The organism is Mesorhizobium sp. WSM4935 (genome assembly GCF_029625735.1).
Lineage (GTDB): Bacteria > Pseudomonadota > Alphaproteobacteria > Rhizobiales > Rhizobiaceae > Mesorhizobium.
Genome location: NZ_JARTVR010000008.1, coordinates 59926 through 79769 on the forward strand (window position 1 = coordinate 59926; position 19844 = coordinate 79769).

Below are 19844 nucleotides of genomic sequence, written 5' to 3' on the forward strand. Positions count from 1 at the left end.
GGCGCCGGATCTGCGCTCCCGTCCGGAGACATCGCCCCGTTGCACCAGAAACATTCCAGCTCAAACCAAAGTTCGGTCGTCCAGGACAGAGGAGCACGATGATGCACAAGGACCAAGTATAAGGATCTGCCAAGAAACTCCGGGGCAAGGTCAAGGACAAGGTCGGCAAAGCGACAGGTGACGACGAGCTCCGCGCCGACGGAGCGGCTGACAAGCCGGCATAGCCCAGGCAAGGTGGCATCCCTAAGGGAACTCTTTACGCTCCTGCGCATTTATCGGCTTCGGTCATTTGGGGACGGCATGGGGGATATCTCACGCGATCGCGGAGCAGAACAGAAGCGCTTCGAACTGTTGGCTGCGCTGGGCGACCGGATTCGTGAAATCGAAGACCCTGCGGTGCTGGCCTATGCGGCCGCGGAACTGCTCGGCACGCATTTCGGCGTGAGCCGCGCGGGTTACGGGACCGTGGATCTCAAGCGAGAGACCATCACCATCGAACGCGACTGGAATGCCCCTGGCGTCAACAGCCTGGCCGGTCTGTTGCAATTCAGAGACTACGGCTCCTACGTCGAGGATCTCAAGCGTGGCGAGACCGTGGTCATCGAGAATGCGGAAACCGACCCTCGCACGCGGCGGCATGCCGACGCCCTCAAAGCCATCAATGCGCAATCGCTGATCAATATGCCGGTGACCGAGCATGGCGGCCTGGTGGCGCTACTATACCTTAATCATCAGGCGCCGCGACGTTGGGCGGTGGAGGAGGTGTCACTCATCTCCGAGGTAGCCGAGCGAACCCGCACGGCCACTGAGCGGCTGCGGGCCGAGCGCGCGTTGCGCGACAGCGCGGAACGCCTGGCATTCCTTGATCGGCTCGGACGAGAAACGGCGATCGCCACGGACGCCGACGCGATCATGGCGATTACCACGCAGCTTCTGGGCGAGCATCTCGGCGTGTCCATTTGCGCCTACGCCGACATGGAGCCGGACCAGGACCATTTCACTATCCGCGGCGACTGGAGCGCTCCCGGCTCAGCGAGCATCAAAGGCTATTACAGCCTGGCGGACTTTGGCCGCTTGGCGGTGAAGAACCTCCGCGCCAATCTTCCTCTGGTCATCAACAACAATCAGGTCGAGATCGCGCCCGAGGAGGCGAGGACCTTTCAGCAGATCGGCATAACCGCGACCATTTGCATGCCTCTCGTCAAGCAGGGGCGATTGACCGCGCTCATGGCGATCCACGACAGACAACCTCGCGTCTGGTCCGAGCGCGACTTGAACCTGCTGACCGAAGTGGCCGAGCGCTCCTGGGCGCATATCGAGCGTGTCCGTGCCGAGCAGGCGGCACGCGCCAGCGAAGAGCGGTTACGACTGGCGACGGATGCGGCCGAGATCGGCATATGGGACTACGATCTAATCAATGGGATGCTGCGCTGGGACCATCGCTGCAAGGCCCTGTTCGGTCTGCCACCCGACGCTGACGTGACCTATGAAGACGCCTTTCTAGCGGGGCTGCATCCGCAGGACAGGGACCGCGCCGATCAGGCTGTACGTGAGGCGATCGCGCCCGACAAACGCGCCCGCTACGACATCGAATACCGGACCGTAGGGCTGCGCGATGGGAAGGAGCGCTGGATTTCGGCCACCGGCCAGGCCTATTTCGAAAATGGACGCGCGATCCGCTTCATCGGCACCGTGATCGATATCAGCCAACGCAAGCGCGTCGAGCATCATCTTCAGATGATGAACGCGACCGCCGCCCTGGTTGCCGCTGAGCTCGATGTCGGTCGCATCGTCCAGACCGTCACCGACGCCGGCGTTGAATTGGCTGGCGCCCAGTTTGGCGCGTTCTTTTACAATGTCGTCGACGACAAGGGCGACAGATACATGCTCTACACCTTGTCCGGCGCACCGCGTTCGGCGTTCGAGAACTTCCCGATGCCGCGCAACACGGCCGTGTTCGAGCCCACCTTTCGCGGAACGGGTGTGGTTCGCTCCGACGACATCCTGCAGGACCCGCGATACGGCAAAAATGCGCCGCGGAGAGGAATGCCTGAAGGCCATCTGCCGGTGCGCTCTTATCTCGCTGTACCGGTTGTATCCCGGTCCGGTGAAGTCCTCGGCGGACTCTTTTTCGGCCATGCTGAAACCGGTGTGTTCGGTAAGGAGCATGAGACGGCACTGCTGGGCCTCGCCGGCCACGCCGCGACCGCCATCGACAATTCCCGGCTGTTCAAGGAACTGCAGGCACTGAACGCCACCCTCGAACAACGCGTCGTGGAGGAGGTCGCCGAACGCGCCAAAGCCGAGCAGCATCTTCGGCAGGCGCAGAAGATGGAGGCGATCGGTCAATTGACCGGAGGCATCGCCCATGATTTCAACAATATGCTCGCCGTGATCATCGGAGGATTGAACCTTGTGCAGCGCAAGCTCCGAAACGGCGACACGAATGTGCACGGCTTCGTAGACGGTGCAATCGAAGGCGCGCAGCGTGCGGCCGAGCTGACCAAACGCCTGCTGGCCTTCTCCCGCCAACAGCCGCTCGCGCCGAAGCGGCTGAAGGCCAACCGCCTTGTCGCCGGCATGAGCGAACTGCTCAACCGAACGCTGGGAGAAACGATCCTGATCGAAACCGTGCTCGCTGCCGGGCTTTGGCAGGTCGAGGTCGATGCCGGACAACTCGAAAGTGCGCTGCTCAACCTATGCGTCAACGCGCGCGACGCCATGCCGGGCGGAGGCAAACTGACGATCGAAACGGCAAATGCCCACTTGGACGATCGTTACGGCCGGGAAAACGGCATCGTATCCGGGCAGTACGTCATGATAGCCGTCACCGACACGGGAACCGGAATGACGGCCGATGTGCTGGCGAAGGCTTTTGATCCTTTCTTCACCACCAAGAGCGTCGGCAAGGGAACCGGCCTGGGTCTCAGCCAAGTGTATGGATTCGTGCGCCAGTCCGGCGGCAGCGTGAAAATCTATTCGGAGCAAGGGGTAGGCACTACCGTGAGAATCTACCTGCCCCGGGCGCATGGTGCACCCGCCGATAGCGAGGTCGTGTCCGTCCCGGCTCAGCCCCGAGGGCGCGCTGAAGACGTCATTATGGTGGTCGAGGACGAGGACCGCGTGCGGCTGATGGCCGTCGAAACCCTTCGGGAACTGGGGTATTCGGTCCTTGAGATGAGGAGCCCCCGAGAGGCGCTGGAGGCCGTCCAGGCGGGCCAACTGCCGACCCTCCTGTTTACGGATGTCGTTATGCCCGAAATGTCCGGACGCGAGCTCGTCGACCGCATCAAGAAGATACATCCGTCGGTGAAAGTGCTTTACACGACCGGCTACACCCGCAATGCCATCGTCCATAACGGCACGCTCGACCACGGGACCGCGCTTCTGACCAAACCCTACACGCTTGATGAACTGGGCGAGAAAATCCGGCAGTCACTCGGTCGAGGAACAGGAGGCTGATCCCAGATCGCAACCAGTGTGGCCGGCGCTGGTGACGGCCTCCGCGTCGATTGATAGGCCGACAGCGATCCCTACATCCCGAGCCCAAGCGACGAACATTTGTCGGGCGAGATCGGCTGGGCTGCGTCCATCATAGGCGGCACAGCAGAAATCGCTGGCGCGTGAGTGCAGGCGCCCACGCTGCTCAATCGGCCATTCCTCAAGACATTCAATAGCGTCCATGACGCAGCATATGCTTCGGGAGCCGAGGAACTCGTCAGCGACGAGAACGGGACGTGCGAAGGCCTCCGGAGGCTCGTCCACTGCTCCGCAGGCGTACGCATACTCTTCGGAAGCACAGTCAGGGCTGGGGGAGACTTCGGTTCCCATGTGCTTACTCCCGTCGTGATCCGGTGCGGCGCCACAGGCCACAATATCGTGAGGGCTCTAGGGCGCGGCTTGTCTAAAATATTGGAAGTAGCTGTTTCGGCGTCAAGGATGGCCGAGGGATACTCCGCCGCTTCTATTTCCCTGCGGCGGACTGCCGATAGCGCTTGATTTCGAGTGCTCTCAGAAACGCCCTGCCGCCCATGTCGCAGCTGTGCCTGGAGGGCCATTGGAGCTTATGACCGCCTTTGCCTGATCGAGCGTGAGACCGTGCTTGGCTGCGAATTCAGACGGTTCGTAGGCATCGGCCCAATTTTCGATCGGCTTCATTTCACCTCAGTCTGACGTTGTTGTCAGAAAGTTGGCGGGACAGGAAGAGAGCGGAAATCTCATTTGTTGAAAGGAGCGACAAAGGTAACCCCGATAGCGGAGCAGTTGCCATGGCGTGTGCATCGCAAACCGCGGTGCTGCTCGATGGGTAGCGTTGAACGAGAACGAAGACCGGTTTGGCCAGCTCGAAAGCCCGTGTCACTCAGGGCATCGTGGGGTTTCGCCGCGGTCGAAGCCTGGAACATCCTGCGCTGTTCTGGGTTCGGCGCCTGTCGCGTGGGAATGTTTCATCGCCGAGAGCGCCGTAAGGAATTTCAATATCAATTTCGGTCCGCAACATCCGGCGGCGCACGGCGGAGCAAGACAAGTTTGATGCCTGATCTTCTTCCACTCAGTTTCGACAGCTTCTTCATGGCGGGGTTCGAGTGTTCTTCGCATCATCGCAAAGATGGCCTACGTCTGGACCTTGTCCGGGCCACTAGCCACGACATCCACGCGGAGAACGACTACCATCGATGCTCGGACTTGGGATTGAGAACCATTCGTGATGGACTGCGGTGGCATCTGATCGAAACGGCGCCGGGCGTCTACAACTGGTCGAATTGGAAGTCCATGCTGGATGCCGCGAGTGCCGCCGGCGTTCAGGTCATTTGGGATATCTTTCACTACGGCTCCCCCGATCACCTCGACCAGGGTAGCGAACAGATGATCCAGAGCTATGCTTCCTTCGCAGCCGAAGCGATCCGACTGCACCGAGCGGTGACCGGGAAAGCCGCGGTGGTCTGTCCCATCAACGAAATATCGTTCTTCGCATGGGCGGTCGAAGTCGGATATTTTCCTCCCGCCGGACCTAAAAAGAAGGGGTGGTTCAAGCGACATCTGGTCAAGGCGGCCGTACAGGGTATCCGCGCAATGCGTGAAGCTGACCCCGAATGCCGTTTCGTGTGGGCTGAACCGCTCATTCACATCGCGCCGCGCGACCGCACTCGTCAGGAGGTCCGTCGTGCGGAGCAGGCCCGCCAAGGGCAGTTCGAAGCATATGACATGCTGATGGGCCGTATCGAGCCAGAGCTCGGAGGAGCCGAGGATCTGATCGATGTGATTGGCCTCAACTTCTATCCGCACAATCAATGGTACCTGCATGGGCCGACAATCCCGATGGGCCATCATGAATACCGGGCTCTATCAGAGATGCTTGTCGAGGTCGCCCGACGCTACACCAAGCCTTTGTATATTGCAGAGACCGGCTCCGAGGGATCCGCCGGCCCCGCATGGCTTCACTACGTATGCGATGAAGTTCGGACTGCAATCAGTCAAGGAGCCCCGGTCCAAGGAATTTGCCTCTATCCGATCACGGCTTATCCTGGATGGGACAATTCCCGCCACGCCGAGGTTGGCCTTTTTTCCGTCATCCATGCGGATGGTTTGCGCCGCGTTCGTCAACCGATGGCCGATGAACTCGCAAGGCAGCAGAAGCTATTCGCTGACATACTTGAGCCGCGCGACCTGGCGGTGCCGGACAAGCGGAGGGACGGCTAAGCGGGCGTCGCGATGGCCGTCTGCACATCATCCGCAATTGGTACCGTCTTCTGAATGCGCGCGAAAGTGGCCAAGGCCTGCCCTACGACCTGATCCATATTGTAGTAGCGGTAGGTTGCCAGACGGCCGACGAACCACACGTCGGGGCAATTTGCAGAAAGCGCTTCATATTGTTTGTAGAGCGCTTCGTTTTCCGAACGCGGCACCGGGTAATACGGGTCGCCAATGTCTGTCGGGTATTCGTAGGTGAGGCTCGTCCGGACATTCTTCTGGCCAGTCAAATGCTTGTACTCGGTGATGCGCGTATAGGCTTCCGTTTGGGGATAATTGACCACGGCCACCGGCTGAAACTGCTCGCAGTCGAGGGTGACATGCTCGAAGCGCAATGAACGATAGGGCAGACGGCCAAGCTTCCAGTCAAAGAATTCATCGATCGGTCCGGTATAGATCAGCCGCCGGAAGGGTATTCGATCTCGGATCTCGCGATAGTCGGTCTGCAGCATGATCTTGATGTTGGGATTGTCCAACATCCGTTCGAACATGCGCGTGTAACCGTCCGCCGGCATCTGCTGGAAACTATCGCCGAAATAGCGATCGTCGCGGTTCGTTCTGGTCGGAACGCGGGCCGTCACGGACTTGCTCAACTGGCTGGGATCGACTCCCCACTGCTTTCTGGTGTAGCCGCGGAAGAATTTCTCATAGAGTTCTCTGCCCACGGTGCTGACAACCACATCCTCGGCAGTATTGATTTCGTCAACGGTTTCACGACGCGATGCGAAGAAATCTTCCAGCTCTGCCGAGCTTAGCTCGAGACCATAAAGGCGGTTGATCGTGTCGAGGTTTATCGGAATCGGCAGAAGCTTGTCGTCCACCGCAGCGAGCACGCGGTGTTCGTAAGGGCGCCAGGTGGTGAACTGCGACAGATAGTCGGCGATCGACTGGGCGTTGGTGTGGAATATATGCGGTCCGTAACGATGAATGAGGATGCCAGCTTCGTTATAGCAGTCATAGGCGTTGCCGCCGATGTGGCTGCGGCGGTCGATGAGGAGAACGCTTTCCCCTCTTTGCGAGGCGATCCGTTCCGCGAGAACACTGCCGGCAAAGCCTGCCCCGACGATCAGCCAGTCGAACATGATCATGCGCTCCTGCGGAAGGGCACGACCTTCTTGCCTGCACTGGCTTTCTTGATGTGGGCGGCCATGGCTTCCCATGTTCGCTGCCAGGACATGTTGGCCAGATAGGCATCGACCGCTGCCAGCCGCATATTACGCGGTTGCGCCAGCACCGAGCGCAGCTTGGGTTCGATATCTTCGGCATCCGCGATATCGACGAGGCCCGCAGCGCCGTAGCTTCGCACGACATCGACGATTGCCGTCGAGACCACGGGAAGGCCCGCGGCGAGGAACTCGGGAGTTTTTGTCGGGCTGATGAAGCGTGTCGCTTCGTTGAGCGCGAACGGCATCCAACCGGCGTCCCAATGCCGAAGGTAGTCCGGCAGATCCTTGTAGGCTTTGCTGCCGAGCCAATGCAGGTTGTCCGCTCTGGGCAGGCTATCAGGATCGATCTTGACGACCGGACCAAGCATCACGAAGTGCACGTCCGGCATCGTCCTGGAAGCCTGCGCAACGAGATCGATATCGAGGCGCTCGTCGATGACGCCGAAGAAGCCTACCCGAGGGTGCGGGATGCCCTGTTGATCCGCCGGCTCCTCGCCGGGCGTCCTCGCCTTGTGAAAGTGGCTGACGTCGATGCTGCTGGGGAAGGGATAGATTGCCCGATGCTGGCAGCGCTTGGCTTCGAACAGGCTTAGGCCGCCGGTGAAGACTAGATCGGCGCGCTCGAAGAGCGCCCGTTCCATCAGCGCAAGTTGGGCCGGCGCATTCTTGAATGCCGAAAGCTCGTCCATGCAGTCATAGACGCATACGTCGAAGTCGATATGCGCGCTGAACCGCAAGGCCATCGGGGTATAATACCAGGCGGTCAACTGAGCGTGCGGCGTCGACGCGATGATCCGGTCAAGATATCTGCGCTGGATCGCATCCGCCCTGGCGGGGCTGGTGCCGATCGGCAGCAAAGGGGTCGCGACCCGAACGCCCGGCGCCGCATCGCAAAACCGAATGGACGAGTGCGAGCATTCTTCGAAGATCGGTTCCTCGAAGTAGACGATCTGATGCTCTTGCGAGGCAAGCGTGAGAATGTGCTGCGGGCGTTGATAAACGAAATTCCATCGCAGATGGGAAAAACATATCAGTAAAGCTTGTTCTTTTCTGACCTTGAGGGTGACAGGTATTCTTATTGCCGCGTCCATATAAGCTTTTCCCTGGAGACATTGCCGCTTAGACTGCGATTAACATTTGTTAAGCGCGAGATGCAGGAACCTATTCCTGCCACATGTCTAACTGTCCGCTGATTAACTTGTTCCAGCCCGCGAGCGATATGCAGGCTGGCGTGCTGGGCCAGAGCGTCCGGCATGTCTGCCAGCAGCTTTCTGGGGACGGCCGCTCGGATGCCGCATTTCCGTTGAATGAGCAGCTAAAATATTCGATGGCTGAATTGATTCGTCGGACCGAAGCGCGAGCGGCGTTTTAACGACAGGCAATCGCTAGGGCAGAAAGATGAAGATCGCTTTTGAGACGAATGTGTTCCCATTGTTTCACCCTCAGACGGTGGACGATCTGAAGGATCCATGCCCGGTCTACGACGGCCGGCTCTGGCATGTGTTCGGGTCGAGCGGCACGGTGACCAGCGAGACCTGGAAGATTCTTCACGCAACCGCGCCCGAATTGCATGGACCGTGGACGGAGCACGCGCCGATCGAGCTTCCGGTCACGGGCTCGGGCGTCGCGGCGCCGGGTGTCGTGCACGAAGACGGCGTCTTCCATATGTTCATCCAGACCGAGTTCATGAAATCAGGCGGCCGTTGCGAACACGCAGTGTCCAACGACGGGTTCAACTGGGTGGTGCTCAACCCGGCAATCCTGTCCTTGCCGGGAACGGATGAAGACGGCATCTATGATCCGCATCCGGCTCTCGTCGGCGGCAAACGCTACATGGTTTATTCCGGCATGCCGAAATTCACCCGCGTCCCGCAGCCGGATATCTATCTGGCGCGAAGCCAGTCCGATTCATGGTTCGGGCCTTGGAAGCGCCTGGGCAAAATCCTGGATCACAACGACATTCCCCACCACAACACGCGGGAAGACCCTGACTACGAATGGGGAATTGAAGGCGCCCAATTGGTGGAGCTTCCGGATGGTCGCGTGCTCCTCAACGCCACCTGCTTCCTTCCGCACGGACCGAGGGGTAGCCGGCAGCGGGTGTTCTTCGCCATCGCGGACGCCGTTACGGGACCTTACGTCTCGATAGGCCCAGTGCTTGATCCGGGCGGGCCTGGAGAAAACGGCCACTCGACGGTTATGATAAACGGCGAACGGCTGACCCTTTTCTACCAGAGTCGCGTTGCGGCGACGGACCATCGCTGGCGCTATGGCCTGGCGAGCTTCGACGTGTCCCTGCTTTCGAAAGTGGCCTGACCGGATCCTCACAAGCTCGCGGACGTATTCGACAAGTTTCGTCCGCTTTGGGCTCGGCCGGTCCTCAAAACAAGATCGCGGTCGGGAACAAAGTCTGTAGGGGACAGGGTTCGGTTGCGTTCCAGCGGAGAGCGGCCAGCCATGTGCCTGGAGCTAACAAGCGGAGAATTGCCCCGCACGCCCAGACGGCGAACCCGGCCGCCTCAGCAATCTGGCGCGACACCGCCACTCGAGGTCTTCATGCTCTGCGTCGCTCCGGACCGCTATCCGAACTTGGCGCCGGACCGCTTGTTCCGCCGGGCTTTTCGCAGCCCGCGATGTCGGGTCGGGGACTGGCTTCATTAGCCCCGCGTTCTGCAGCAAGCAGGGCGGAACAGAACGGTGCTGCCGATATAGATCAGGGATGCGACGCCATTGCCATTCCGGAGCTTGGAACACTAGGACGCGCCCCAGGTTCGATAGAAGAAGTTGAAGTATTGGGAAGTTACGGCTCGCGAAGCAAAGACCGGGTCGCAACGCATCTGGGAGAACGCTGTGTGATCAAGACGGGAGCCAATGCAGTAGGCCAACCAAAGCCATGATCGTTCTAGTCACTGGCGCTTCGGGTCTGATTGGCGCGACATTGTGCGCGCGCCTGGTGGTCGAGGGGCACGACGTCGTCCGAGTGGTCCGTGGCCGCGCCCCGAACGGCCTTTCCAAGGAGCGAACCGTCGTCATCGACATGGCGAAAGCGCTGGAGCCGGAAGACTGGCTCCCACACCTGGTGGGGGTCGACGCTGTCGTGAACTGCGCGGGCGTGCTGCAGGACAGTGCTCGGGAGAATACGGGCAAAGTTCATGCTGTCGGCGCCTCGGCTCTCTTTGCTGCTTGCGAACGCGCCGGCGTGGGACGGGTCATTCATTTCTCCGCGATCGGTGTCGACCGGGAGCAGCCTTCAGCATTCTCGGCCAGCAAGCTGGCGGGGGACCGAGCGTTGATGGAGCGCAATCTCGACTGGGTGATCCTTCGGCCCTCGGTGGTGCTCGGGCGGCCAGCTTTCGGCGCAAGCGCTCTTTTTCGCGGCTTGGCCGCCCTGCCTCTGCTTCCGACAATGCCCGGCACAGGTCGCCTGCAGGTCGTCCAGCTCGACGACGTCGTTTCAACTGTTTTGACCCTGCTCAGCAAGGATAGCCCGTCACGCCTGACGCTCGAACTCGCAGGGCCAGAAGCATTGACGATGAGCGAAGTCGTCGCCCGCTACCGCGAATGGTTGGGGTGGGGGAGGGCGAAGGAGTTTGTCCTGCCCGGTTGGATTGCCGCAATGCTTTACCGGTTTGGGGACCTTGCAGGCCTCCTCGGCTGGCGGCCTCCGATGCGCACCAACGCCGCCAAGGAAATTGCGCGCGGCGCGACCGGCGCCTTGGAGCCGTGGAAGCTTGCAACGGGAATCCAGCCCTCGAGCCTCGCGTCCGCCCTGGCCGCCAGCCCTCCCACCGTACAAGAGCGCTGGTTCGCCGGGCTTTACTTCGTGAAGCCGGCGATCTTCGTGGTTTTGCCGTTTTTCTGGATCGCGACCGGCATCATTTCGCTCACCACCGGGTGGCGCAGCGGTGTGGAGCTTCTCCTCGGCACCGCCTTCGAGGCGTTGGCCGGTCCAGCTGTTGTCGCAGGCGCGTTGGCCGACATGGTTGTCGGCACAACGATCGCGTGGCGGCCGACGAGCCGGGCAGGGTTGTGGGGGGCTATCGCAGTCTCGTGCTTCTATGCGATTGCGGGAAGTATTCTGCGCCCGGACCTGTGGAATGAGCCCCTTGGCCCATTGATGAAAATTCTGCCCATACTCGTCTTGCACTTCTGCGCGCTGGCGATCCTGGAGGAACGCTGATGCTTTATTTTGTGCTGAAGTACTTGCACGTCATCGGCGCTGCCGTGCTGCTCGGCACCGGTGCCGGCATTGCATTCTTCATGCTCCTCGCCCACCGGACCGGCAGCGCCGCCACGATTGCCGCCGTCGCTCGCATCGTCGTCATTGCCGATTTCCTGTTTACCGCCACCGCTGTAATCGCCCAACCGATAACCGGGGCCGCATTGGCCTGGCAGTCAGGCTATTCGCTCCGGGAGGGCTGGATCGTGCTGTCGATCCTGCTCTACGTCGTCACGGGGCTGTTCTGGTTGCCCGTGGTGTGGATGCAGATGCGCATGCGGGATCTCGCGGTGGAAGCTGCGTCCGCCGGCACTCCGCCGCCAGAGCGCTACAATCAGCTCTTCCGTGTTTGGTTCGCTTTCGGGTTTCCGGCATTTGCATGCGTGGCCGCAATCTATTGGCTGATGATCACACGACCCGAAATTGAGTTGTTCTAACGAGTCCGCGAACTCTGCCCGATATCGACACGCAACCGCAGTGTCTGACAGAAGTTCAGGATCGCGCACCCAGCGTGCTCGAAACAGCGAAGATGGCGGAGGGGTGCGGGAGGCGCTTCCGCGTCTCCTTCTTGGCGGCGGCTCGTGCTACCCGTCAGAACGCTGACGGGTAGACGAAACCGAGCCTCGTCAAGTCGGCAGGGCTCAACCAGCCCGAGCCTTATTTTTCTTGCGAGCGGTGGCCTCGGCCCGCGCAGGCGCCTCTTTGATACTGGCGGCGCCGCCCATGTCGCCATTCTTGGTCCGTCCCGCCCCCGGACCGGCACCGAGATCCGCGCCTGTGGTCGGGTCGGAGGAGGGGTCAGAGAGCGTCCGTTCGCCCATCTTGGCTACGACCTTCATGTCCTTGGCCGCCAGCTTGACTGTTGCCGTCCCATCGCCAGTGTCCGCCGGCATGACTTCCTCAAGATCATCCACGCGGTCCCATTCGTCTCCCGAGTTCCAGGGCCCATTCGTGTCCCCCTCGCCCTGTGACGTGTTGACGTACATGCTCGCAAATTTCTCAATGCCGGGGAGCTTGCCCGTGGGGAAGTTGTTCTCGATCGCGTACAACGCTTTCTCGAACGATTTTTGATGCGCGATTTCGCGCGTCATGAGAAATCCCAGCGCATCCTTGACCCCGGGATCGTCGGTAATGTTGATCAGTCGCTCATAGACGATCTTGGCACGCGCCTCCGCAGCAATGTTGGACCGCAGGTCGACGGTGGGCTCGCCGCGGGAATCGATATAGGCGGCAGTCCACGGCACTCCGGCCGAGTCGCACAATGCAGGTGCGCCGCCGAACAAGATAGACTCTTTTGCCGTCGTGCCGCTCGCGCCGACCATCAAATACAGCTCGGCCTCCTTCATCTGGCCCTCGGCCAGCTGTGCCTTCAGGCCTTTGTTGAGCATGGTGACAATCGAACCGACGACCTCGAGATGGCTGAGTTCTTCGGTCGCTATGTCGAGCAGCATGTCCTTGCGGCCGACATCGTCCTCACCCAGTCCCTGGGTGAAGTAGCGCATCGCCGCGGCAAGCTCGCCATCGGCGCCGCCGAACTGCTCCATGATCATGCACGCCAGCCGCGGGTTCGGCTCCGAGACACGAACGGTGTATTGCAGTCGCTTGTTGTGCATGAACATGAGGCTTCCTCCAAGGGTTGACGTTCACTAACCGGCCGCCTCCTGGAATGTTCCTCCGCAAAAAATAGAATGGCTTAAACGGCGCGTTTTTAAATCCGCCGAGCCGCCCTTGGCGTCGCGTCCGCATTCTGATCAGTCTTGCACGCCAATTGCTGCAAGATCACCTTATATAATACTTGAGCAGATGGGCCGAGACGATCAGAGCGCGCCGAGACGTCGGGGGGCGCAGGCTCAACCGACAGCAGTTGGGACGAGGATCCCTGCTCCAGCTGCGCGGCTGGGAAGATTTTGCGGGAGAAGGGCTGCTGCGCTGACCCGCCCGTGATCGACGGCTTTGAGTCGATCCTATGCCCGGGGTGGGACACTGCTCTACGATAACCGGCCCGCTTCCGACCCTTGTCGGCGCTGGATCGAATTAAGACGCTTTTGCTCGACCCGGCCAATTGCGGCAATTAAGCCGGCAGAACCACCGACAACAGCTTGATCTTGGATAATCTCTTCTGAGCCAGCCGGCGAGTGGCTACCAAAGCCCCGCCCTCGAATGCTTCGGCAACGAATGCCAGTGTCAACATGTCGATGAGAAAATCGTCGACGGCGGCCGAGATTATCTCAGAGCCACGGCGATCGATTTCCGCCAACAGCAATCGCGCTTCTCTCGCCGCCGCTGAGGCATCCTCTGCGTGGACCAGCGCTTCAAGCCTGTCGAATATTTGCACAGCATCCCCCCGTTGGCCGTGATCAACTCCGCCGGCCGCCGAAAGTTCCGCCGACTAAGCTGCGACAGGAGGGGCGTAGGCCATAAAGGGCGATTCCGTCAGCTTCAACACTAGAGCTCGCCTGGCGCGTGAATCTGAAAGTCGGACCCGTCTCCCGCAGGTCAATCCGATCCTACGCAGGCGCAATCCCAAATAGATCCTCAGATGCGATTGTGCGTAATCATCTCTTATCCGCTGCGTTGCGGCCTGCCGTAGGGGAAGACTGTAGCGCCACACGAACATCATGCGGTGGAACTTATAACGGAGAGCAACTGGGCGGTCCTCGTGACTTAAAATCATCCGCCGCAGCGCACGCCGCGCGGCTAGCCGGATAATTGAAACCTGCAGTTCACGAAGCTTGCCGTCGCGCCGGAACAGCACGAAGCAAGCGGCCCGACAGTTCCGCGTTGGGGTGCGTTGGGTTGAACCGCCGGGCCTAGCCGACTCGGTAGGGTTAAGGTCGGCTAAAAGAAGAGGCTAAATTAGCATCCTCGCATTGATATAGATTTTTATGCCTTTCCACCGATTTCGCTGACTGTTGCTCCCGAGCTACAGCCCCTTGGCCGAGACTGCATTAGGAAGAGCTTTGTGCGGGGCTCCTGGATTCCGGCGGACCATCTGGGAAAGGGGCGTACAAGCAGTTTGAGGGAAGATAGCCCGTCGGCTTCGGTCGGCGGGTTTTTCTTAGCCCGAACCTAAACCCGGAAAAGCATTGCCTTCCATGTTCAATGACAAAGAAACCCTTATTGTCGAAACGTGTTTGCTTGTAGCCGTTCCAGTGTCGATAGGCATGGCCCTGGAACAGTCCTGACGCGGGCGGATACCGACAGCGACAGCGCGAAACGGTGACCGAGGAGAGACTCGCGGTCAACGACAGTCGGCAGTCCCGTCAGCTAGGCTCGCGGTCAGGTCTTCCCCGCATCGGTCCACGGCTTTGAGCCCGCTCCGAATTCGGACCCGGGCGGCCTGAGCTCACGGAGACGGGAACATTCCTGGTTCCAAAACATTAGGATCGCTCCATCCTGGAGCGCCCGTGTCGATTCCAAAAATCCAACTTGGCCTGCTCGACCCGAGCCGGATAAGGCTGGCGCTAGCATTTGTCATGCTGCTCGCCATAACCCCCTCGGCGCTTCCCGAGCCGCAGACGATGGTGATCGGCTACGTAGGCGAACAGCGCAAGCCGCCTCCACCCCTCGGGCCATTGGACGAGGTCGTCACCGATGACGGCCTTCAAGGCGCCCGCCTCGGCATCGCTGACGATGCCAGCACCGGCCGCTTCCTCGGTCAGCAATTCCGACTGCAACAAGTCATCCTGGCGCCCGGCAAGACGCCGGCCGAAGCCGTCAAGGAATTCGCGGCAGCGGGTGTCAGCTTCGTCGTCGCCGATCTCGATGCCGACCTGTTGCTCAAGGCGAGCGACGCTCCGGGCGCCGAGCGGATGGTTTTGTTCAATAGCAGGGCACCCGATGACCGGCTCCGCCAGGAGGATTGCCGCAAGAACGTGCTTCACACCATTCCGAGCCGTGCGATGCTCGCTGACGGGCTGGCCCAATATCTGGTCTGGAAGCGCTGGCGGCAATGGTTCCTGCTGGCCGGGCCGCGTCCTGAGGACCAGGCGATGGCGGTTGCCTTCCGGCGCGCTGCGACGCGCTTCGGAGCGGAGATCACCATCGATCAGCCCTGGACGTTCCGGCCCGCCAACGGGCGTGCCGATACCGGCCATGTCACGCTGCAGACCGAAATCCCCGCCGCCACCCAAGTCAGTGATTATGATGTGCTCGTGGTTGCCGACGAGGCCGATGAATTCGGCGCCTATCTGGAAGGGCGCACCGCCCTTCCGAGGCCGGTTGCCGGTACGCAAGGGCTGATCGCCACCGGCTGGAGCGCGGTCAATGAGGAGTGGGGCGCCACGCAGCTCCAGGATCGTTTCCACAAGCAGGCCGGACGCTGGATGCTGCCCAGCGACTACGCCGCCTGGCTAGCTGTCAGAAGCATTGGCGAGGCGGCAACGCGGCTGCACAGCCTCGATCCGACCGCGATCGCAAAGTATCTGCGCAGCGACGATTTCCTGCTCGCCGGCTTCAAGGGGCAAGGGCTGAGTTTCCGTCCGTGGGACGGGCAGATGCGCCAACCCATTCTGATCGCGGGCCCCCGGCTGCTTGTTTCCAGTTCGCCACAACCGGGCTTTCTGCATCAGCGCACGCCGCTCGATACTCTGGGCATCGATCTGGAGGAGAGCACATGCAAATTCTGATCGCGCTCGTGCTTGTGCTGGTCCTTGCCGTTCCCGCGGCTGCCGAGACGATTTACGTCTCCAACGAACAGGACAACACCGTCGCGGTCGTGGACGGGGCGACCATGATATTGCAGGCCGCGATCGATGTCGGCCGGCGCCCGCGCGGAATGGCGCTTTCGGTCGACAAGAAGACGCTGTTCGTTGCCGAAGGCGACGACAACCGCATCGACGTGGTCGATCTCGCCAAGCGGCAGGTCGTCGGCCAACTGCCTTCGGGCGCCGATCCGGAATTCTTTGTCGTGCATCCAGACGGCAAGCGGCTCTTCGTTGCCAATGAGAACGATAACCTGGTCTCGGTGGTCGATATAGCTGGCGCCAAAATCATCGGCACGGTCGACGTCGGTGTCGAGCCGGAGGGGATGGCGGTTACCGCCGATGGCCGAATCGTTGCCTGCACGTCGGAGACGACAAGCATGGTCCATCTCATCGACGCCGGCACGCTAGAACTCATCGACAACCTTCTCGTCGACACGCGGCCGCGCGCCGCGGCGTTCTCGCCGGACGGCAAGCAATTATGGGTGTCGTCTGAAATCCGAGGCACCGTCACGGTCTTCGATACTGCGACACGCGCTCAAATGGGCAAGATCGAGTTCGAGGTGCCGGGAATCCGGCGTGAGGGTGTACAAGCGGTCGGCATCGAGATGTCACGCGACGGCGCGACTGCCTATGTCGCCCTCGGCCCGGCTAACAGGATTGCCGAGGTCGACACGAAGACATTCACCGTCAAGCGCCTCTATCTTGTCGGCCAGCGGCCCTGGCATGTCGCGCGCTCTGACGACCAGAATCAACTGATCAGCGCCAACGGCAACTCCGGCGACATCTCCTTCATCGACCTGGAGAACCAGGAGGTGGTGAAGTCGCTGCCGGTTGGGCGCGGTCCATGGGGAGTCGTGATCGGCCCATGAACGCCCTGGCGGTCGAGAATTTGTGCCACAGTTTCGGAACCAGGCAGGTTCTCCAGAATGTCTCGCTAACTGTGGCTCAAGGCAGAATGTGTATCCTGCTCGGCCTCAACGGCGCCGGTAAGACGACATTGTTCTCGCTGATTACTGGTCTCTATTACGCGCGCACAGGGCTGGTCCGTGTCTTCGATATAGCGATGGAAGCGAACCCATCCGCCGCCCTCGCGCAAATGGGCGTCGTTTTCCAGCTGCCGACGCTCGATCTCGATCTGACGGCGGGCGAGAACCTGCGCTACCACGCCGCGCTGCACGGACTTCCCACGGAACTGAGCAACGCGCGCTCAAGGGAGGAATTGAGCCGCCTCGAAGTGCTGGACAGGATCGACGATCCGACCCGAGCGCTATCCGGCGGCCAACGCCGGCGCGTGGAGATCGCACGGGCGCTGATGCACGGCCCGCGCCTGATGCTGCTTGACGAGCCGACCACCGGGCTTGACGTGCCGGGACGGCGCGCGCTCGAGCGCTATGTGAGGGCGCTTTGCCGCGAGCGCGGCATTGCCGTACTGTGGGCGACGCATTTCCTCGAAGAAGTGGCGGCCGACGATGACGTCGTGGTGCTGGATCGGGGTAGGGTGTGCTGGGCTGGCCCTGCGGATCGCATCGCGCCCGACCTCGGCGTAGGAAGCATCGCTGAGGCATTCGCCTTGCTGACGGGTTCGCCATGAAGGTGCGTCACGCATTGAGGGCGCTCGACGGCATCTTGCGGCGGGAAATGCTGCGGTCGCTGCGGCAGCGCGCGCGCCTGTTCTCCGCGATAGTGAGGCCGCTGGTGTGGCTGGCGATTTTCGCGGCTGGGTTTCGCTCCGTTCTCGGCCTGTCGATCACCCCGCCCTACCAGACCTATGTTCTCTACGAGGTCTATGTGGTGCCTGGGCTGGCGGCTATGATGCTGCTGTTCCATGCTATGGCGAGCTCGTTGGCCATGGTCTATGACCGCGAGATGGGCAGCATGCGCCTGCTGCTGACGGCTCCGCTGCCGCGCTGGTATCTGCTCGCCGCGCGCCTGCTGGCCAGCGTGATTGTCGGCCTGCCGCTGGTCTATCTGTTTCTTTTCGTGGCGCGATTCTGGGACGTGCGGCCGCCGATCCTGGGCTATGTCGCCGTGTTCCCGGCGCTCGTGCTGTCGGGCTTGATGCTCGGCGCGTTCGGCCTATTGGTGTCCTCGATGTCCACTCAGATGGAAAACTTCGCCGGCGTAATGAACTTCGTGATCTTCCCGATGTTCTTCGCCTCGACGGCGCTCTATCCGATCTGGCGCCTCGCTGAAGCCGGTCCGGTGCTGGCGACGATCGCCGCGTGGAATCCATTCAGCTCGGCGGTCGAATTGATCCGCTTCGCGCTCTACCTGCGGTTCCACATGGTTTCCATGCTGGTTGTTGTCGCCTGTCTCGTGGCTTTCTTCTTGGCGGCGGTGGCCGGCTACGATCCCGGCCGCGGCCTATGGGCCCGGCGTGGCGGCGAGGGCTGATTATCTAAGGGCATAGAGATAGGCCGCGATATCGCGCGCTTGCTGCTCGGTGATCCTCGTCGAAGGCATGGCTGTGCGCGGGTTGATTTCCCTTGCCGAACGGATCCAGCGGATCAGGTTCTCCGGATTGTTCGCCAGCACGCCGCCGATATAGACGCGACCGGCGAGGCTGCCGTCGAGGCGCGGCCCGACCTGACCCTGCGCCCCGGGCACGCCAGGAATCGTGTGGCAGCCGGAACAGCCATTCGTGGTCATGATCGGAATGGCGCGCGCGCCCACGCCGCCGGTCGCCACATCCGACTCGTGCCGAACGCGCTCGCGCCGGTCGATCCACAAGGTCGCCGCGATCGCGATGACCAGAAGCACGACCCCGACGATGACGCCGCCGAGCAGCCTAGCCAGGTCGGAGCGCATGCGTAGCCTCCCTGGTTCCGCTGTTGCTTATCCAGAGGCCGGCGAGCAGCAGGGCGGCGCCACCGTAGATCAGCCCAGCCGGAACCCACATCACGAGCCCGGCCAGTTGCTGGTCCTCGATCGGGCTCAGGCCCCAAAGCGCCGCGCCGGAGGCATTCTCCGGATACCAGAGTTTGGGCGATACCAGCAGTAGGACGCCGAGCAGGCCGGTATGCAACGAGGTGAAGAAAAGATGCATGACAGAGCTGCCGTAAGTTTGCTGTCGACCAGAACGCGGCAGAAGCGCCCACCAGAACAGCAAGGCAGTGCCGAGGAAGCTTGCATGTTGCGCATAATGCAGCACGCCCTGCTGCAGCGCTGCCTCGAACAGCGCCGGAATATGCCAGATCCAGATCGCTATCCCGTGAAGGATTGTCGCGCTGAGCGGGCGAGCGGCGAACGCCCAGACCGCCTGCAGCAGCTTGCCATGGGTGAGTTTTCCCGTTCCGCGGCGAAGTGCGGCCGGCAACGCCCACATCAAGACCGCGCCGGGGAAGGCGGCGACAAGAAGCGGCGCCGCCACGGCCATCAGCAGCTCATGCTCGATCATATGGGCTGAGAACAAACGCTCGCCGAGCGCATGGATCGGGCTGACCAGCGCTGCCGTCAGCACGCCCCAGCCGGCCGCGAATAACAGAGCTTGGCGAAGCCGCTCGGGCCGGCCTCGGCCGCTGCGCCGCCAAAGCCGGCTTGCGCCGATCCCATACATGAGCGCGATACCTGCCAAGGGAAAAGTGATGGGGAACGCTAACGTCCATCCGGCCTCGGGCGCGCCGGCGCCGTAGCAGATCGAGGTCGAGAAGAACGCGTCGAGGCTCATCGCAGACACTCGTCGAGGATGAGTGCGGCGCTGCCCTGCATGATGATGACGAGGGCAAACAGCAGTGCCGCGAGCATGCCGAGATCGGCGACGAAACGCTCGGTGCTGCGCGTGCGCTCCGGTTTGAAGGCGGCGCCGCCTTGCCGCTTCGCTCGCCATGACAGCGCGCCGCCGAGCAGGGAAAATATTGCGAGCAACAGCGCCACCGGGAGCACCAGCTGTACCTGGCGATTGCACTGCCAATGCACAAGCGCGTAGTTCAGCTGGGTCGAGATTGCCCAGGCCAAAGGCCCCGACAACAAACCACCCCAGGACGTGCCTAGCCGCAGCGCGCGCAT

At 61.4% G+C, this 19844-nt stretch carries 17 protein-coding genes; 9 read left to right on the plus strand and 8 right to left on the minus strand.

Annotated features, from left to right (window positions below):
* Positions 1 to 300: 300 nt before the first annotated feature.
* Complete coding sequence (locus P9273_RS19190) at positions 301 to 3462, plus strand: GAF domain-containing protein (RefSeq protein ID WP_278050308.1); 3162 nt, start codon at positions 301 to 303, stop codon at positions 3460 to 3462.
* On the opposite strand, the gene P9273_RS19195 is transcribed toward P9273_RS19190, so the two are convergent.
* Positions 3436 to 3831: a DUF982 domain-containing protein gene (locus P9273_RS19195; protein ID WP_278050309.1), complete on the minus strand. Its 396-nt coding sequence runs from the start codon at positions 3829 to 3831 to the stop codon at positions 3436 to 3438. The genes P9273_RS19190 and P9273_RS19195 overlap by 27 nt on opposite strands.
* Before the next feature lie 699 nt (positions 3832 to 4530).
* Here P9273_RS19195 and P9273_RS19200 point away from each other — a divergent pair.
* Positions 4531 to 5697, plus strand: a complete 1167-nt coding sequence (locus P9273_RS19200) for a beta-glucosidase (RefSeq protein ID WP_278050310.1) — start codon at positions 4531 to 4533, stop codon at positions 5695 to 5697.
* Here P9273_RS19200 and glf read toward each other — a convergent pair.
* Together glf and P9273_RS19210 are read right to left on the minus strand one after the other, a co-directional pair.
* Entirely contained in the window at positions 5694 to 6830 is a 1137-nt protein-coding gene (gene glf, locus P9273_RS19205) for a UDP-galactopyranose mutase (protein WP_278050311.1), read from the minus strand. The two genes, P9273_RS19200 and glf, sit on opposite strands and share 4 nt — an antisense overlap.
* A gap of 2 nt (positions 6831 to 6832) precedes the next feature.
* A complete protein-coding gene (locus P9273_RS19210; RefSeq protein WP_278050312.1) occupies positions 6833 to 8005 on the minus strand; it encodes a glycosyltransferase in 1173 nt (390 codons plus the stop codon).
* A 307-nt stretch (positions 8006 to 8312) separates the two neighbouring features.
* Between P9273_RS19210 and P9273_RS19215 the strand changes: the two genes are divergently transcribed.
* The 3 genes from P9273_RS19215 (at position 8313) to P9273_RS19225 (ending at position 11570) form a co-directional block, all read left to right on the plus strand.
* Positions 8313 to 9230 carry a hypothetical protein gene (locus tag P9273_RS19215; protein ID WP_278050313.1) on the plus strand — a complete coding sequence of 306 codons (918 nt, stop codon included), beginning with the start codon at positions 8313 to 8315 and terminating at the stop codon, positions 9228 to 9230.
* Positions 9231 to 9807: 577 nt separating this feature from the next.
* Positions 9808 to 11094, plus strand: coding sequence for an SDR family oxidoreductase (locus P9273_RS19220; protein ID WP_278050314.1), 1287 nt, complete (start codon positions 9808 to 9810; stop codon positions 11092 to 11094).
* Positions 11094 to 11570, plus strand: coding sequence for a DUF2269 family protein (locus P9273_RS19225; protein ID WP_041000743.1), 477 nt, complete (start codon positions 11094 to 11096; stop codon positions 11568 to 11570). The genes P9273_RS19220 and P9273_RS19225 overlap by 1 nt, the downstream gene beginning before the upstream one ends.
* Before the next feature lie 204 nt (positions 11571 to 11774).
* On the opposite strand, the gene P9273_RS19230 is transcribed toward P9273_RS19225, so the two are convergent.
* Together P9273_RS19230 and P9273_RS19235 are read right to left on the minus strand one after the other, a co-directional pair.
* Positions 11775 to 12752, minus strand: a complete 978-nt coding sequence (locus P9273_RS19230) for a manganese catalase family protein (protein ID WP_278050315.1) — start codon at positions 12750 to 12752, stop codon at positions 11775 to 11777.
* Between the two features lie 452 nt (positions 12753 to 13204).
* Complete coding sequence (locus P9273_RS19235; RefSeq protein ID WP_278050316.1) at positions 13205 to 13468, minus strand: hypothetical protein; 264 nt, start codon at positions 13466 to 13468, stop codon at positions 13205 to 13207.
* Positions 13469 to 14609: 1141 nt separating this feature from the next.
* On the opposite strand from P9273_RS19235, the gene P9273_RS19240 reads away from it, so the two are divergent.
* The 4 genes from P9273_RS19240 to P9273_RS19255 are packed head-to-tail and all read left to right on the plus strand — an operon-like array spanning position 14610 to position 18233.
* On the plus strand, positions 14610 to 15761 hold the full coding sequence (locus P9273_RS19240; protein ID WP_278050317.1) for an ABC transporter substrate-binding protein: 1152 nt from the start codon (positions 14610 to 14612) through the stop codon (positions 15759 to 15761).
* The gene (locus P9273_RS19245; RefSeq protein ID WP_278050318.1) at positions 15749 to 16708 is read left to right on the plus strand and encodes a PQQ-dependent catabolism-associated beta-propeller protein; all 960 of its coding nucleotides are present in this window, start codon (positions 15749 to 15751) and stop codon (positions 16706 to 16708) included. The genes P9273_RS19240 and P9273_RS19245 overlap by 13 nt, the downstream gene beginning before the upstream one ends.
* On the plus strand, positions 16705 to 17430 hold the full coding sequence (locus tag P9273_RS19250; RefSeq protein WP_278050319.1) for an ATP-binding cassette domain-containing protein: 726 nt from the start codon (positions 16705 to 16707) through the stop codon (positions 17428 to 17430). The genes P9273_RS19245 and P9273_RS19250 overlap by 4 nt, the downstream gene beginning before the upstream one ends.
* The gene (locus P9273_RS19255) at positions 17427 to 18233 is read left to right on the plus strand and encodes an ABC transporter permease (protein ID WP_278050320.1); all 807 of its coding nucleotides are present in this window, start codon (positions 17427 to 17429) and stop codon (positions 18231 to 18233) included. The genes P9273_RS19250 and P9273_RS19255 overlap by 4 nt, the downstream gene beginning before the upstream one ends.
* Here P9273_RS19255 and P9273_RS19260 read toward each other — a convergent pair whose 3' ends face one another.
* The 3 genes from P9273_RS19260 to P9273_RS19270 are packed head-to-tail and all read right to left on the minus strand — an operon-like array spanning position 18234 to position 19844.
* Complete coding sequence (locus P9273_RS19260) at positions 18234 to 18647, minus strand: c-type cytochrome (protein ID WP_278050321.1); 414 nt, start codon at positions 18645 to 18647, stop codon at positions 18234 to 18236.
* A complete protein-coding gene (locus P9273_RS19265; RefSeq protein WP_278050322.1) occupies positions 18628 to 19506 on the minus strand; it encodes a cytochrome c oxidase assembly protein in 879 nt (292 codons plus the stop codon). The genes P9273_RS19260 and P9273_RS19265 overlap by 20 nt, the downstream gene beginning before the upstream one ends.
* A complete protein-coding gene (locus tag P9273_RS19270; protein WP_278050323.1) occupies positions 19503 to 19844 on the minus strand; it encodes a hypothetical protein in 342 nt (113 codons plus the stop codon). Before P9273_RS19270 ends, P9273_RS19265 begins: the two co-directional genes overlap by 4 nt.